The organism is Mycobacterium sp. 1081908.1, assembly GCF_001673535.1.
Lineage (GTDB): Bacteria > Actinomycetota > Actinomycetes > Mycobacteriales > Mycobacteriaceae > Mycobacterium.
The window spans coordinates 1-15,226 of the sequence record NZ_LZLY01000100.1 but is presented as its reverse complement, the minus strand read 5'-3'; the positions used below and the strand labels follow the sequence as shown (position 1 = coordinate 15,226).

Genomic DNA, 15,226 nt, shown 5'->3' with positions numbered 1-15,226 from the left:
TTGTCATAGTAATGAAACGTGTTCTAGCCTGGCCCCATGGGTAACCCGGTAATCGTTGAAGCCACCCGCAGCCCGATCGGCAAGCGCAATGGATGGCTCTCAGGACTGCACGCGACCGAGCTGCTGGGCGCGGTGCAAAAGGCGCTGGTGGAAAAGGCCGGCATCGACGCGGGTGATGTGGAACAGGTCGTCGGCGGCTGCGTGACGCAGTTCGGCGAACAGTCCAACAACATCACCCGGGTGAGCTGGCTCGTCGCCGGCCTGCCGGAGCACGTCGGCGCCACGACCGTGGACTGCCAGTGCGGCAGCAGCCAGCAGGCCAACGGCCTGGTCGCCGGCCTGATCGCGGCGGGCGCCATCGACATCGGCATCGCGTGCGGAATCGAGGCCATGAGCCGCGTCGGGCTCGGTGCCCACGCCGGCCCCGACCGCAGCATCCTCCGGCCCGCCTCGTGGGACATCGACCTGCCCGACCAGTTCACCGCCGCCGAGCGGATCGCCAAGCGCCGCGGCATCACCCGCGAGGACATCGACGCCTGGGGCTTCCAGTCGCAGCTGCGCGCCAAGCAGGCATGGGCCGAGGGCCGGTTCGACCGGGAAATCTCGCCGATCGAGGCGCCGGTGCTCGACGAGCAGAAGCAGCCCACCAGCGAACGCCACATGGTCTCCCGCGACCAGGGCCTGCGCGACACCACCATGGAGGGCCTGAGCCAGCTCAAGCCGGTCATCGAGGGGGGGATCCACACGGCGGGCACGTCGTCGCAGATTTCCGACGGCGCCGCGGCGGTGCTGTGGATGGACGAAGACAAGGCCAAGGCGCTCGGGCTGCGGCCCCGGGCCCGCATTGTCAGCCAGGCGCTCGTCGGCGCCGAGCCCTATTACCACCTCGACGGCCCGGTGCAGTCGACGGCGAAGGTGCTGGAGAAGGCCGGCATGAAGATGGGCGACATCGACATCACCGAGATCAACGAGGCCTTCGCGTCGGTGGTGCTGTCCTGGGCGCGCGTCCACGAACCCGACATGGCCAAGGTGAACGTGAACGGCGGCGCGATCGCGCTCGGCCACCCGGTGGGCAGCACGGGCAGCCGGCTGATCACCACCGCGCTGCACGAGCTCGAGCGCACCGACCAGACGACGGCGCTGATCACCATGTGCGCCGGCGGCGCCCTGTCAACCGGAACCATCATCGAGCGCATCTAGTGGGCGTCTCCGAGGCCGACCGCATCGCGGCGGCCCAGGCGTACATCGACGCGCTGGTCACCCACGACGCGGATGCCGTTCCGTTCGCGGATGGCTGCACCCGCATCGAGGTGGGCCTCAAATCCGGGTTTTCCGGAAATCACCTGCGGCGCAGCCTGAATCGCGGACCGCAATACCGCATCATCTCGGCCACGACACGCCCGGAGTACACCGTGTCCGGGGACGAAGTGCGCGCGGTGTACGACGTGCTGACCAAGGTCGCGCTCGGCGGGCGGCGGGTCGGTTCGCGGGTCGACGAGACCTTCGTGATACCGGAAGAGGACGGGCTGATCCACCACATCCGCGCCAGGTTGCGTCCATTCATTCAGCGGTAGCCCGGCCGTAGGATCACAGTCATGCCGAAATCACCGCCACGGTTCCACGACTCGCCATACGCCGACTTCGTGATCAAGTGGATGTCGCGACTCAACACCTTCATGTACCGCCGCAACGGCGGGGAAGGCCTCGGCGGCACCTTCCAGAACATCCCCGTCGCCCTGCTGACCACCACCGGACGCAAGTCCGGCGAGCCCCGCGTCAGCCCGCTGTACTTCCTGCGCGACGGCGACCGGGTGATCGTCGCGGCTTCCAAGGGCGGCGCCGCGAAAAACCCGATGTGGTACCTGAACCTGAAGGCCAACCCCAAGGTGAAGGTGCAGATCAAGAAAGAGGTCCTGGACCTCACCGCGCGGGACGCCACCGATGAGGAGCGCGCCCACTACTGGCCGCAATTGGTGGACATGTACCCGTCCTACGACGACTACCAGTCCTGGACCGACCGGACCATCCCGATCGTCATCTGCGACCCCTAACGTTGTCGACCCGGCACCGTATCCGCAATTCCCGACCGATAGCGCTGCTGCTCAAGTACTTTGCGCGCGCCCACATTTGGGTGTACCGCCGGACCGACGGCAGGGTCGGCGCGAAGCTGCTGCGGTTGCCCGCCGCGTTGATCACCACTACCGGTCGCAAGTCGGACGAGCCGCGCACCACCGCCACCCTTTACCTGCGCGACTGCGATCGGGTCATCCTGCCGGCGTCCTTCGGAGGCCGCGACGAAAATCCATTGTGGTACCGAAACCTCAAGGAGAACCCCGAGGTGCGGGTGCAGATTCGGGCGGAGCTGCTCGATCTGGTCGCACGCGACGCCACCGAGTCGGAACGCGACCGCTACTGGCCGCGGCTGACCCGGATGTATCCGCGCTATCGGAAGTACCGCGAGGCCACCGACCGGGTGATCCCGTTGGTGGTGTGCGAGCCGCGTCGCCGAGCGTGAAGCCAGGGCGAAAAAACGCGAAAATCTCGCCGTGGCTTCACGTTCGGCGCGGCCGAACCGCGCTAGGCCCCGTAGACCGGAACCGGGGGGCGCGCCTTGGCGAGCAGGTCGGCGACGACCGGCCCCAGCTCGGCGGGATCCCATCGGGCGCCCTTGTCGATCTGCGGGCCGTGCGCCCAGCCCTCGGCGACGCGGATCTTGCCGCCCTCGACCTCGAACACCTTGCCGGTGACGTCGCGGGACTCGACGCTGCCCAGCCAGACCACCAGCGGGGAGACGTTCTCCGGCGCCATGGCGTCGAAATCCTGGTCCTGCGTTGACATCATCTCGGCGAAGACGGTCTCGGTCATGCGGGTCCGGGCCGACGGCGCGATGGCATTGACGGTCACGCCGTACCGGCCCATTTCGGCGGCGCCGACGAGCGTCATCGCCGCGATGCCCGCCTTCGCGGCGCTGTAGTTACCCTGCCCGACGCTGCCCTGCAGGCCCGCGCCGGAGCTGGTGTTGACGATCCGCGCCTCCACGGTCTTGCCCTCCTTGGACAGCCCCCGCCAGTACGACGCGGCGTGCCGCATCGTGGCGAAGTGCCCCTTGAGGTGCACGGCGATGACGGCGTCGAACTCCTCCTCGCTGGTGTTGGCCATCATCCGGTCGCGGACGATGCCGGCGTTGTTCACCAAAACGTCTAAGCCACCGAAGGTTTCGACGGCCGTCTGGATGAGGCCGGCCGCCTGGTTCCAGTCGGCGATGTTGGACCCGTCGGCGACGGCCTCGCCGCCGGCGGCTGTGATCTCGTCGACCACGCCCTGCGCGGCGCTGCCGCCGCCCGCGGGCGATCCGTCCAGGCCCACCCCGATGTCGTTGACCACCACTCGAGCGCCTTCGGCCGCGAAGGCGAGCGCATGCGCGCGACCGATTCCGCCGCCCGCTCCGGTGACGATGACGACCCGGCCGTCAACCAAACCCATATCCGTTGTCTCCTCTACTTGATCGCGCTCGCGTTCGTGGTGGCCAGGTAGTGCGGCGGCTCCCCGCCGCCGTGCACCTCCAGCGATGCACCGCTGATGTAGCACGCCGCGTCGGAGGCCAAAAACGCTGCGGCCCAGCCGACATCCTCCGGCTTGGCCAGCCGGCCCAGCGGCACGTTCTTCGAGATCGCGGCGATCGACTCGGCGTCGCCGTAGAACAGGTCGGCCTGTTCGGTTTCGACCATTCCGACCACGCAGGCGTTGACCCGCACCTTGGGTCCCCATTCCACCGCCAGCGTCTGCGTGAGGCTCTCCAGGCCGGCCTTGGCCGCCCCGTACGCGCCGGTGCCCGGCGACGGTCGCCGGCCGCTGAGACTGCAGATGTTGACGATCGAGCCGCCCCCCGGCTGGTCCTGCATCTTGTCGTTTGAGTACTGCGAAACCAACAGCGCACCAATGAGATTGAGCTCGATGATCTTGCGGTTGAACTTCGCGCTGGACTCCGCGGTCAGCACGTAGGGCGAGCCTCCGGCGTTGTTGACGACGACGTCCAGCCTGCCGTGCTTGTCGGCGATGGAGTCGATCAGCGACTTGACGGCCTCTTCGTCGCGCACGTCGGACGAGTGGAACTCGTACGGCAAGCCCTCGACGGGCCGGCGCGCGCAGGTGATCACGGTGGCGCCCTGCTTGGCGAAAACCGCGCTGATGCCGGCGCCCACGCCGCGCACGCCGCCGGTGACCAGAACCACCCGCCCGGCCAGCCCCAGGTTGATACCGTCGGCTGCTTCGGCGGGAGTCACTGTGCTAGCGTACCAAGCAAGTGCTTGCTTAGGTAGCCGCCCAGCCAGGAAGTGCAATGACGATCACAACCACCACCACCGAACCGGGCATCGTCGCGGTCACCGTCGACTACCCGCCCGTCAACGCCATCCCGTCGCGCGGGTGGTTCGAACTGGCCGACGCCGTCACGGCCGCCGGCGCCAATCCCGACACTCACGCGGTGATCCTGCGGGCCGAGGGCCGGGGCTTCAACGCGGGTGTGGACATCAAGGAGATGCAGCGCACCGAGGGGTTCACCGCCCTCATCGACGCCAACCGCGGCTGCTTCGCCGCCTTCCGCGCGGTCTACGAATGCGCAGTGCCGGTGATCGCGGCCGTGAACGGATTCTGCGTCGGCGGCGGAATCGGCCTGGTGGGTAACTCCGACGTCATCGTCGCTTCCGACGACGCCACGTTCGGGCTGCCGGAGGTCGAACGCGGCGCCCTGGGCGCGGCGACGCACCTCTCACGGCTGGTGCCACAACACCTGATGCGGCGGCTGTTCTTCACCGCCGCCACCGTCGACGCCGCCACCCTGCACCACTTCGGCTCGGTGCATGAGGTGGTGCCCCGGGATCAATTGGACGAGGCCGCCTTACGGGTCGCTCGCGACATCGCCGCCAAGGACACGCGCGTCATTCGGGCGGCCAAAGAGGCGCTCAACCTCATCGACGTGCAACGGGTCAACTCGAGTTACCGCATGGAACAAGGGTTTACGTTCGAGCTCAACCTCGCCGGGGTGTCCGACGAGCACCGCGACGCGTTCGCCGGCACGACGAAGGGTGAGAAGTCTTGAGCGACAAGAGAACCACCCTCGACCGGGCCGTCGCGGAACTGCGCAGCGGCATGACGATCGGCATCGGTGGCTGGGGCTCCCGGCGCAAGCCGATGGCGTTTGTGCGGGCGCTGCTGCGCACCGACGTCACGGACCTCACCGTGGTCACCTACGGCGGGCCCGACCTCGGGCTGCTGTGCTCGGCGGGCAAGGTCAAGCGCGTCTACTACGGATTCGTGTCGCTGGACTCGGCGCCGTTCTACGACCCGTGGTTCGCCAAGGCCCGCACCAGCGGCGCCATCGAGGCGCGCGAGATGGACGAGGGCATGCTGCGCTGCGGGTTGCAGGCGGCCGCGCAGCGCCTGCCGTTCCTGCCGATCCGCGCCGGGCTGGGCAGCTCGGTCCCGGACTTCTGGGAGGGCGAGCTCCAGACGGTCACCAGCCCCTACCCGGCGCCCGGCGGCGGGCACGAGACGCTGCTCGCGATGCCGGCCCTGCGCCTGGACGCCGCCTTCGTGCACCTCAATCTTGGTGACAGCCAAGGCAATGCGGCCTACAGCGGCATCGACCCCTACTTCGACGACCTCTTCCTGATGGCGGCCGACAAACGCTACCTGTCGGTGGAGCGCGTCGTGTCGACCGAGGAGCTGGTCAAGGCGGTCCCGCCGCAGGCGCTGTTGGTGAACCGCATGATGGTCGACGCGGTCGTCGAGGCTCCCGGTGGGGCCCACTTCACCACCGCCGCACCGGATTACGGGCGCGACGAGAAGTTCCAGCGCCACTACGCCGAGGCGGCTTCCAGCGACGAGGGCTGGCAGAAGTTCGTACAGACGTATCTTTCGGGCGGCGAGGACGACTACCAGGCCGCCGTTCGCGCATTCGCAGAGGAGGCCGCGAAATGAGCACCCGAGCGGAGGTTTGCGCGGTCGCCTGCGCCGAGTTGTTCAGGGACGCGGGCGAAATCATGATCAGCCCGATGACGAACATGGCCTCCGTCGGCGCGCGCCTGGCCCGGCTCACGTTCTCCCCGGACATCCTGCTGACCGACGGCGAGGCTCAGCTTTTGGCGGACACCCCGGCGCTCGGCAAGACGGGCGCCGTCGAGGGCTGGATGCCGTTCGGCCGGGTATTCGAGACGCTGGCCTGGGGGCGCCGCCACGTGGTGATGGGCGCCAATCAGGTGGATCGCTTTGGCAATCAGAATATCTCGGCGTTCGGCCCGCTGCAGCACCCCACCCGGCAGATGTTCGGCTTGCGGGGCGCACCCGGCAACGCGATCAACCATGCGACCAGCTACTGGGTCGGCAACCACTCGAAGCGGGTGTTCTGCGAGGCGGTCGACGTGGTCTGCGGCATCGGCTGGGACAAGGTGGACGCCGACAATCCGGCGTTCCGGTTCGCCAACCCGTATCGGGTGGTGTCCAACCTCGGGGTGTTCGACTTCGGCGGGCCGGGCAAGACGATGCGGGCGGTGTCCCTGCATCCCGGTGTATCGCCCGACGACGTCCGGGAGAACACGTCGTTCGAGGTGGACGGCCTCGACGAGGCGGACGAGTCACGGCTTCCCACCGATGACGAGCTGCGCCTGATTCGGGAAGTCATCGACCCGAAGGCGCTGCGCGACAGAGAGATACGTTGATGAGGTTGCGCACGCCGCTGACCGAGCTGGTCGGCGTCGAGCATCCGGTGGTGCAAACCGGGATGGGCTGGGTGGCCGGCGCCCGGCTGGTTTCGGCCACCGCCAACGCCGGCGGCCTCGGCATCCTGGCGTCGGCGACCATGACGCTCGACGAATTGGCGACCGCGATCGCCAAGGTCAAGGCCGCGACCGACAAGCCGTTCGGCGTGAACATCCGCGCCGACGCCGCCGACGCCGGCGACCGGGTCGAGTTGATGATCCGCGAGGGCGTCAAGGTCGCGTCCTTCGCGTTGGCGCCCAAGCAGGAGCTGATCGCCCGGCTGAAAGAGGCAGGCGCGGTGGTCGTTCCGTCGATCGGCGCGGCCAAGCACGCAAAGAAGGTCGCCGCTTGGGGCGCCGACGCGATGATCGTGCAGGGCGGCGAGGGCGGTGGGCACACCGGGCCCGTCGCGACCACGCTGCTGCTGCCGTCCGTGCTGGACGCCGTGCAGGGCACCGGGATCCCGGTGATCGCGGCGGGCGGATTCTTCGACGGCCGCGGGCTCGCGGCTGCGTTGTCCTACGGCGCAGCCGGCGTGGCGATGGGCACGAGGTTCTTGCTCACCTCGGACTCCACCGTGCCCGACGCGGTCAAACGGCGTTACCTCGAGGCGGCGCTGGACGGCACGGTCGTGACCACGCGAGTCGACGGCATGCCGCATCGGGTGCTGCGGACCGGGTTGGTCGAAAAGCTGGAAAACGGTTCGCCGGTACGGGGTTTGACCGCGGCGGTGCGCAACGCGGCGAAGTTCAAGAGCATGTCGCAGATGACCTGGGCCTCCATGATCCGAGACGGCCTGGCGATGCGCCACGGCAAGGAGCTGACCTGGTCGCAGGTGGTGATGGCGGCGAACACCCCGATGCTGCTCAAGGCGGGGCTGGTGGAGGGCAACACCGAGGCCGGCGTGCTGGCGTCCGGGCAGGTGGCCGGGATCCTGGACGACTTGCCGTCGTGCGCGGAACTGATCGAAGGCATCGTTAGCGACGCTGTGAAGCATCTGCAGGCGGCCGCCGCGCTCGTGGAACCCTAGCTTTCCTCCGGGCACTTATTAAGCTTATTGCTAAATTAGACCGAGATTAAGCTATAGTCTTCATATGAGCAAGGTGAAGGGAAAGCCTTCACTTCGGGCGACGATGATCGGCGACGTGGTCGGCTCACGGCGCGCCACCGACCGCACCGACCTGCACCAGCGCGTCGCCGCCGCATTGGGCCGGGTCGCCGCGGGTGCGATCGACCCGCCGGCCTTCACCGTTGGCGACGAGTTTCAGGGCAGCTATCCGACCGTCGGCGCCGCGATCGACGCCGCGCTCTCCCTGAGGCTGGCAGTTGCCCCCGAGGTCGACGTCCGATTCGGCCTCGGTTGGGGGGAAGTCACCATCCTCGACGCCGACGCACGCATCCAGGACGGGCCCGGATGGTGGGCCGCCCGAGCGGCCATCCAGCACACCGCGGAGGCTCAGCGCCAGCCCGGCTTCGCGCTGGTGCGCACGACCTTTCGGGCGGGCGAGAACACCCGCGCCGACGCCGCCGCCGTCAACGCCGCCCTGATTTGTCGGGACCATCTGCTTGGATCGCTCGATGAAAGATCGTTACGGATTGTGAGGGGATTGATGACCGGCCGGACCAAAAGGGAACTCGCCGCGGGCGAAGGCATCAGCCCGTCAGCGGTGTCCCAGCGGGCGGCCCGCGACGGTCTGGATCTGATTGTCCTTGCCAGCCAATATCTTCGGACCCTGCCGTGAGCGCCGTGGCCGTCCTACTGATCGCGCTGGGAGTCGCCGACCTGTGTCGTCGAGCGGTTCGCGCCGCGTGGCCGTCGCTGGCGATCGGGCCGGTCGTGGTGGCGGTGTGCGCGGCGCTGGCCGGGCTGTGGCATGCCGGGGACATCGCGCTGCTCGTGCTGGCGGCCACCGCGTCCGTGGCCTGGGAGTGGTTGTGCCGGCGCAGCGAGCTCAGGGGCAGGCGGCAGGCCGCGCCCTTGGCCGTGTTCGTGGCCGCGCTGACGCTGTTGATCGTGCTGTCCGGGTGGTCCTCGGCGGTCCACGGGCTCGTCGCCCGGTGGTCCGGGTGGGTGCAACTGCCGCTCAGCCACGTCACGCCGACGCGGCTGCTGATGGTCATCGGGGTGGTCGTGGTGCAGTTCGGCACCGCTAATCAGCTGGTGCGCTTAGTGCTTGGCGCGGTGGGGGCGGTGCGTCCGCTCGGCGAGCCGCAGCCGTCGGACCGGCTCAAGGGCGGCCGGCTGCTGGGTCCGATGGAGCGCCTGCTGATCTTGAGCCTAGGCGTCGGCGGACAGGTGGCCGCGGCCAGCGCCGTCATCGCGGCCAAAGGCATCATTCGGTTTCCGGAATTGAGCGCCCAGAAGGAGCGTAACGGCGAGGTCGGCATCGACGAGGTGACCGAGTACTTCCTCGTCGGCAGCTTCACCAGCTGGCTGCTGGCCCTCGCTGGGATCGCGCTGGTCCTCGCCGCCTGACCAGGCCCACCCGCGAATAGTCCAGCGCTAAAACATCCGGTGAAAATCCGGACCTGCGCTTCGCACCGGCGTACCGTCTGACGGAACTGCCCGTCTCGACGAGGCATCGGGTCGGCCAAACGCCGCCCGGAGTAACGAGGAGGTTGGAAGATGGCCAATTTCATGGTCCTGCCGCCGGAAATCAACTCTCTGCTGATGTTTTCCGGCGCCGGTTCGGCACCGATGCTCAACGCGGCGGCCGCGTGGGATGGCTTGGCATCCGAGCTGGGCAGCGCGGCGGCGTCGTTCGGCTCGGTTACCTCCGGACTCGCAGGTCAAGCGTGGCAGGGCGCCGCCTCCGAGGCCATGCTGGCCGCGGCCGCGCCCTACACGCGATTGCTGAGCCAGACCGCTGCCGAAGCGGCGGGAGCGGCGGGCCAGGCACGTGCGGTGGTGAGCGCGTTCGAGGCCGCGCAAGCCGCCACGGTCCATCCGCTCATGGTGGAGCTCAACCGCAATTCGTTTGTGCGGACGGTGATGTCGAATTGGTTCGGGTTGAACGCGCCGGTGATCGCGCAACTCGAGGCCGAGTACGAAGAGATGTGGGCTCGGGATGTGGACGCAATGTTCGGCTACTACTCCGGCGCGTCGGCGGCGGCCGCGAACCTGACACCCGCACAAGGGATACAAGATCTGCTGGCGGCCCTGCCCAACATCGGCATCGGGAACAAGGGCGGCACCGGCAACATCGGCAACGGCAACACCGGCACGGGAAACATCGGTAGCGGCAACACCGGCAGCGGAAACATCGGCACCGGCAACGGCAACCCCGCCGGCAGCAGCAATAACAACATCGGCAACGGCAACACCGGCAGCGGAAACATCGGCAGTGGGAACACCGGCAACCTGAACGTCGGCTTCGGAAACAATGGCAATGCCCTTACCAGCTCGAACCCGGGCGGTAATTTCGGCATGGGCAATTACGGCAACAACAACTTCGGCCTCGGCAACTCCGGGAACGGAAACATCGGCGCCGGCAACAGCGGCAACAACAACATCGGCTTCGGCCTCAATGGGAACAATCTGATCGGGGTCGGAAACGCCTACTACAATTCGGCGACGGGCCAGTTCACCTTCGCGGGACTGAACTCCGGCGCCGGCAATATCGGCTTCGGCAACTCGGGTTCGAACAACATCGGGTTCTTCAACTCCGGCAACGGCAACGTCGGCATCTTCAACTCGGGCGGCGCCCTGACGTCCACCAGTTTCGGCAACTTCGGCATCGGCAACGCGGGCAGCGGCAACCTGGGCTTCGGCAACGCATTGACCGGCAACTTCGGCTTCGGAAACAGCGGAACTTTGAACACCGGTTTCGACAACTCGGGCTCGTTCAACACCGGCTTCTGGAATTCGGGCCAGACGAACACGGGCTTCGGCAATTCGGGGATCATCAACACCGGCTTCGGGAATTCCGGGAGCATCAACACGGGCTCGTGGAATTCCGGTGACCTGAACACAGCCTTCGGCTCCACCACCGACGTCGTCGCCGAGAATTCCGGCTTCGGCAACTCCGGAACCGCCATCTCCGGCTTCTTCAACACCGCTACCGGCGCCTCCGCCGGGCGGCTTTCCGGCCTCTTCAACTCGGTCAGCGGCGGTAGTCCGGGACTCAACGGAAACATTTCCGGCATCGGCAACACCGGCATCCCGGGCACCATCATCCCCAACTTGAGCGGCTTCGACTCGGGCCTGCTCAACACGGGGAGTTTGATGTCAGGGCTGCTCAGCGTCGAAAACATCCTGAAGCAGTTCGCGTAAGGAATCAGGGGCCCTCGGCCCACCGACGCCCTGAATTAGAGCCGCTCGATGATCGTGACGTTGGCCGTACCGCCACCCTCGCACATCGTCTGCAGGCCGTAGCGGCCGCCGATTCGCTCGAGTTCGTTGAGCATGGAGGTGAACAGCTTGGCCCCGGTGGCGCCCAGGGGGTGACCCAGGGCGATCGCGCCGCCGTTGGGGTTGACCTTTCCGGGGTCGGCCTTGATCTCCTTGAGCCACGCCAGCACCACCGGCGCGAACGCCTCGTTGATCTCGACGGTGTCGATGTCTTCGATTGAGAGCCCGGTCTTTTCCAGTGCGTAGCGGGTCGCCGGGATGGGCCCGGTCAGCATGAACACCGGGTCGGCGGCACGGGCGCTGATGTGGTGGATGCGGGCCCGGGGTGTCAGTCCGTGGTCCTTGACCGCGCGCTCGGAGGCCAGCAGCACCGCGCTGGCGCCGTCGGAGATCTGACTGGCCATCGCCGCCGTCAGCCGGCCCCCCTCGACAAGCGTCTTAAGGCCGGCCATCTTCTCCAGCGACGACTCACGGGGACCCTCGTCGACCCGGAACGGGCCGGATTCGGTTTCCACAGTGATGATCTCGTTGTCGAAGTGTCCCCCGCGAATTGCCGCGAAGGCGCGTTCGTGGCTGGTCAGCGAGTACCGTTCCATCTCTTCCCGCGACAGGTTCCACTTCTCGGCGATCATCTCCGAGCCGCGGAACTGCGAGATCTCCTGGTCGCCGTAGCGGTGCAGCCATTGCTTGGATTCGCTGGTGGGCGAGGTGAAGCCGAACTGCTCGCCGACGGTCATCGCCGACGAGATCGGGATCTGGCTCATGTTCTGCACGCCGCCGGCCACGATGAGGTCCGCCGTTCCCGACATGATCGCTTGCGCGCCAAAGGAAATCGCCTGCTGGCTGGAACCGCACTGCCGGTCCACGGTGACGCCGGGAACCTCTTCGGGATAACCGGCGGCGAGCCACGACAGCCGGGCGATGTTGCCCGCCTGCCCGCCGATGGCGTCGACGCACCCGGCGATCACGTCCTCAACGGCGGCGGGGTCGACGTCGACCCGGTCGAGCAGTCCGCGCCACCCCAGCGCGCCCAGGTCGACGGGATGCACCCCGGCCAGCGCGCCGTTGCGCTTGCCGACCGCGGTACGCACAGCGTCGATGACGTACGCCTCAGGCATCGTTCAGACTCCTTCTTTGGTAATGCCGCCAAGGACAATGGCGAGATATTGCTGACCCACCTGCTGCGCGGTGAGCGGTCCGCCGGGTTGATACCAGCGCACCGACACCCAGGTGGTGTCACGGATGAATCGGTAGACGAGGTCGACGTCGAGGTCGGGCCGGAAGCAGCCGTCGTCGATGCCCTGATTGAGCACCTCTACCCACATCTTGCGTTGTTGGCGGTTCATGTCCTCGATGTAGGAGAACCGTTCCTGCGACAGCAGCCGTTTGGCCTCGTCCTGGTAGATGACGACCTGGGCGTGACGATCCTCGATCGCCTCGAAGGACGCCATGAACAGACCCTTGAGCCGTTCCAGCGGATTCGGCTCGCCGTCGATGATTTCGCGGTATCGGTTGAACAACCACTCCAGGAATTCGCGGAGCAACTCGTCGACCATCTCCTCTTTGGAGGAGAAATGGTGGTACAAGCTTCCGGACAGGATGCCCGCGCCGTCGGCGATATCGCGCACGGTGGTGGCGCGCAGACCGCGCTCGGCGAACATGGTCGCGGCGAGCGCAAGTAACTCGTCTCGCCGGCTATTAGCCTGACCGGTCGCTCGCTCCACGGAATCAGGGTATCAACCAAGCGCTTGCTCGGCTAGCTGGAGCGAAGCGGAAGAGCCGGTAAGACATTTTTCGGGAAAACGTCCGCTTTCGGCTGCGGAGCCGTACCCTACCAACCGTGACGGTTTGCTGTGGCGTCAGCCGGGGAATCGGTAGCCGATCGAGGAGCCGCGTCATTCGTGTGCGCAGCCGGAACATGCGACGGCACCGGCCGCCAAACAAACAGTGTGCCACGTCAACTAAAGCCCGCCGCTGCGGCAGGCTGGACAGCTAGGAGGCTACGGCCGTGAGCTTTTTGGTGTTGCCCCCCGAGTTGAATTCGGCATTGATCTTTGCTGGCGCGGGTTCAGCTCCCATGTTGGAAGCCGCGGCCGCCTGGGATGGGTTGGCCTCGGAGCTGGGTTCGGCGGCGTCGTCGTTCGCGTCGGTGACGTCGGGGCTGGCCGGTCAGGCCTGGCAAGGCCCGGCGGCCCAGGCGATGACGGCGGCGGCGGCCCCCTACAGCGGGTGGTTGAGCGCGGCGGCCTCCCAGGCAGCCACGGCAGCCGGGCAGGCCCGCGCGGTGATCAGCGCGTTCGAGGCTGCGCAGGCCGCGACGGTGCATCCGATCATGGTGGAACTGAACCGCAATTCGCTGGTGCAGATGGTGATGTCGAACTGGTTCGGCCTCAACGCGCCAGCGATCGCTCAACTCGAGGGCGACTACGAGGCGATGTGGGCCCAGGACGTGGCGGCGATGGTGGGCTACCACGGCGGGGCATCGGCGGCGGCCGCGCAGCTGGCGCCCGCCCAGACCCTGCAGGACATCGTCGCCACGCTGCCCAACCTGGGCATCGGCAACCTCGGCAATGCCAACCTGGGCAGCGGCAACAAAGGCAGCGGCAACCTCGGCAGCGGAAACACCGGCAACTCCAACCTCGGCGGCGGAAACATCGGCAACGCCAACATCGGCTTTGGGAATTTCGGCGAGGCCAGCATGATGACCGGAGATCCGGGCGGTCATAACGTCGGCATCGGTAACGGGGGCAACGGCAACTTCGGCTTGGGCAACCTCGGCAACGCGAACATCGGCGGCGGGAACACCGGCAACGGCAACGTCGGCTTCGGCCTTACGGGTAACAATCTGATCGGTATCGGGAATGCTTACTACAACTCGGCAACCGGTCAATTCGCTTTCGCCGGGCTGAACTCGGGCAGCGGCAACATCGGCTTCGGGAATTCCGGCACGAACAATATCGGCTTCTTCAACTCGGGCAGCGGCAACATCGGCATCTTCAACTCGGGTGTCAATACCCTTGTGCCGGGTGGGGCCGGAGTTGTGGGCAGCATCAACAACATCGGCATCGGAAACTCCGGCGTCTTAAACTTCGGGTTAGGGAACTCGAATACTCTCGGCACGGGCTTCGGGAACGCGGGCCAGTTCGACACCGGCTTCTGGAATTCGGGGAACTCCGCCACAGGCTTCGGGAATTCGGGTGACGCAAACACGGGCTTCTGGAATGCGGGCGACGTCAATACGGGCTTTGGCAATTCGGGCAACACAAACACGGGTTTCTTGAATTCTGGCAACGTGAACACGGGCGTCGGGTTCACCACCGACAGCGGCCTGGTCAACTCGGGATTCAACAACACCGGTAAGGGTGAATCGGGCTTCGGGAACACCGGCCAATTCGTGTCGGGCTTCTTCAACTCGGCCAGCGGCGGCACCGCCTTCAACGGAGACGTCTCGGGCCTCTTCAACAAAGTCACCGGCGGTTCGGTGAGCAACAGCGATGTCTCGGGGTTCTTCAACACCGGCGTCACGGGCCCCATCATCGGCGCCGGAAGCGGCTTCTTCAGCGGCGATCTCTCCGGCTTGGGCAACATCGGCACCGGGATCGCGGGTCTGTTTAACCTGGCCCGCCTGTAGTCAGGCATGCTCTGCGGCTCTTTTGTTGGGATCGGTAGCTCACCGGATCGGCTCTACTACAGCGTCCAGCAACAAACAAGGGATGAGTGCGGGAGGTAGGTCTTCAATGGCGAACTTCGCGGTGTTACCGCCGGAAATCAACTCTCTGCTGATGTTCAGTGGCGCCGGGTCGGCGCCGATGCTGGACGCGGCGGCGGCCTGGGACGGCTTAGCTTCGGAGTTGGGATCGGCGGCGTCGTCGTTCTCGTCGATCACCTCGGGATTGACCGACCAGGCGTGGCAGGGCGCGGCATCACAGGCGATGGCGGCCGCGGCAACCCCGTACGCGGGGTGGCTCGGTCAGGCGGCGGCCCAGGCGTCAGGCGCGGCCACGCAGGCCCGCGCGGTGGCCAGCGTCTTCGAGGCGGCGCAGGCGGCGACCGTTCACCCGCTGATGGTCGAGCTCAACCGCAATTCGTTTGTGCAGCTGGTGATGTCGAATTGGCTAG

At 66.8% G+C, this 15,226-nt stretch carries 17 protein-coding genes; 13 read left to right on the top strand and 4 right to left on the bottom strand.

Going from position 1 to position 15,226, the window contains the following annotated elements:
- Positions 1 to 36: 36 nt before the first annotated feature.
- From A5655_RS15405 to A5655_RS15390, 4 genes are read left to right on the top strand one after another with little or no spacing between them, the layout of a single operon-like run.
- On the top strand, positions 37 to 1,200 hold the full coding sequence (locus tag A5655_RS15405) for a steroid 3-ketoacyl-CoA thiolase (protein ID WP_067011348.1): 1,164 nt from the start codon (positions 37 to 39) through the stop codon (positions 1,198 to 1,200).
- On the top strand, positions 1,200 to 1,574 hold the full coding sequence (locus A5655_RS15400; protein WP_067011347.1) for a hypothetical protein: 375 nt from the start codon (positions 1,200 to 1,202) through the stop codon (positions 1,572 to 1,574). The genes A5655_RS15405 and A5655_RS15400 overlap by 1 nt, the downstream gene beginning before the upstream one ends.
- 21 nt (positions 1,575 to 1,595) lie before the next feature.
- Positions 1,596 to 2,051 carry a nitroreductase family deazaflavin-dependent oxidoreductase gene (locus tag A5655_RS15395; RefSeq protein ID WP_067011346.1) on the top strand — a complete coding sequence of 152 codons (456 nt, stop codon included), beginning with the start codon at positions 1,596 to 1,598 and terminating at the stop codon, positions 2,049 to 2,051.
- 2 nt (positions 2,052 to 2,053) lie between these two features.
- Positions 2,054 to 2,515: a nitroreductase family deazaflavin-dependent oxidoreductase gene (locus tag A5655_RS15390; RefSeq protein ID WP_067011345.1), complete on the top strand. Its 462-nt coding sequence runs from the start codon at positions 2,054 to 2,056 to the stop codon at positions 2,513 to 2,515.
- Positions 2,516 to 2,577: 62 nt separating this feature from the next.
- Here A5655_RS15390 and A5655_RS15385 read toward each other — a convergent pair whose 3' ends face one another.
- Positions 2,578 to 3,483, bottom strand: a complete 906-nt coding sequence (locus A5655_RS15385; RefSeq protein WP_067011344.1) for an SDR family oxidoreductase — start codon at positions 3,481 to 3,483, stop codon at positions 2,578 to 2,580.
- Positions 3,484 to 3,497: 14 nt separating this feature from the next.
- The gene (locus A5655_RS15380; RefSeq protein ID WP_067011370.1) at positions 3,498 to 4,256 is read right to left on the bottom strand and encodes an SDR family oxidoreductase; all 759 of its coding nucleotides are present in this window, start codon (positions 4,254 to 4,256) and stop codon (positions 3,498 to 3,500) included.
- Between the two features lie 83 nt (positions 4,257 to 4,339).
- Here A5655_RS15380 and echA20 point away from each other — a divergent pair, with 83 nt between their 5' ends.
- The 7 genes from echA20 (at position 4,340) to A5655_RS15345 (ending at position 11,029) form a co-directional block, all read left to right on the top strand.
- Positions 4,340 to 5,098 carry a (7aS)-7a-methyl-1,5-dioxo-2,3,5,6,7,7a-hexahydro-1H-indene-carboxyl-CoA hydrolase gene (gene echA20, locus A5655_RS15375; protein ID WP_067011343.1) on the top strand — a complete coding sequence of 253 codons (759 nt, stop codon included), beginning with the start codon at positions 4,340 to 4,342 and terminating at the stop codon, positions 5,096 to 5,098.
- On the top strand, positions 5,095 to 5,979 hold the full coding sequence (gene ipdA / locus A5655_RS15370) for a cholesterol ring-cleaving hydrolase subunit IpdA (RefSeq protein ID WP_067011342.1): 885 nt from the start codon (positions 5,095 to 5,097) through the stop codon (positions 5,977 to 5,979). Before echA20 ends, ipdA begins: the two co-directional genes overlap by 4 nt.
- Positions 5,976 to 6,716 carry a cholesterol ring-cleaving hydrolase subunit IpdB gene (ipdB, locus tag A5655_RS15365; RefSeq protein WP_067011341.1) on the top strand — a complete coding sequence of 247 codons (741 nt, stop codon included), beginning with the start codon at positions 5,976 to 5,978 and terminating at the stop codon, positions 6,714 to 6,716. Before ipdA ends, ipdB begins: the two co-directional genes overlap by 4 nt.
- Complete coding sequence (gene ipdC, locus A5655_RS15360) at positions 6,716 to 7,786, top strand: (3aS,4S,5R,7aS)-5-hydroxy-7a-methyl-1-oxo-octahydro-1H-indene-4-carboxyl-CoA dehydrogenase (RefSeq protein ID WP_067011340.1); 1,071 nt, start codon at positions 6,716 to 6,718, stop codon at positions 7,784 to 7,786. The genes ipdB and ipdC overlap by 1 nt, the downstream gene beginning before the upstream one ends.
- Positions 7,787 to 7,850: 64 nt before the next feature.
- Positions 7,851 to 8,498: a SatD family protein gene (locus A5655_RS15355; protein ID WP_067011339.1), complete on the top strand. Its 648-nt coding sequence runs from the start codon at positions 7,851 to 7,853 to the stop codon at positions 8,496 to 8,498.
- The gene (locus A5655_RS15350) at positions 8,495 to 9,232 is read left to right on the top strand and encodes a hypothetical protein (RefSeq protein ID WP_067011338.1); all 738 of its coding nucleotides are present in this window, start codon (positions 8,495 to 8,497) and stop codon (positions 9,230 to 9,232) included. Before A5655_RS15355 ends, A5655_RS15350 begins: the two co-directional genes overlap by 4 nt.
- Positions 9,233 to 9,382: 150 nt before the next feature.
- Positions 9,383 to 11,029, top strand: coding sequence for a PPE family protein (locus tag A5655_RS15345; protein ID WP_067011337.1), 1,647 nt, complete (start codon positions 9,383 to 9,385; stop codon positions 11,027 to 11,029).
- A 35-nt stretch (positions 11,030 to 11,064) separates the two neighbouring features.
- Here A5655_RS15345 and fadA6 read toward each other — a convergent pair whose 3' ends face one another.
- Together fadA6 and kstR2 are read right to left on the bottom strand one after the other, a co-directional pair.
- On the bottom strand, positions 11,065 to 12,225 hold the full coding sequence (fadA6, locus tag A5655_RS15340) for a steroid 3-ketoacyl-CoA thiolase FadA6 (RefSeq protein ID WP_067011336.1): 1,161 nt from the start codon (positions 12,223 to 12,225) through the stop codon (positions 11,065 to 11,067).
- A 3-nt stretch (positions 12,226 to 12,228) separates the two neighbouring features.
- On the bottom strand, positions 12,229 to 12,831 hold the full coding sequence (kstR2, locus tag A5655_RS15335) for a TetR family transcriptional regulator KstR2 (protein WP_067011335.1): 603 nt from the start codon (positions 12,829 to 12,831) through the stop codon (positions 12,229 to 12,231).
- Between the two features lie 284 nt (positions 12,832 to 13,115).
- On the opposite strand from kstR2, the gene A5655_RS15330 reads away from it, so the two are divergent.
- Entirely contained in the window at positions 13,116 to 14,738 is a 1,623-nt protein-coding gene (locus tag A5655_RS15330; protein ID WP_067011334.1) for a PPE family protein, read from the top strand.
- Positions 14,739 to 14,844: 106 nt separating this feature from the next.
- The coding region (locus tag A5655_RS15325; protein ID WP_156764872.1) for a PPE family protein at positions 14,845 to 15,226 on the top strand (382 nt) is incomplete at its 3' end.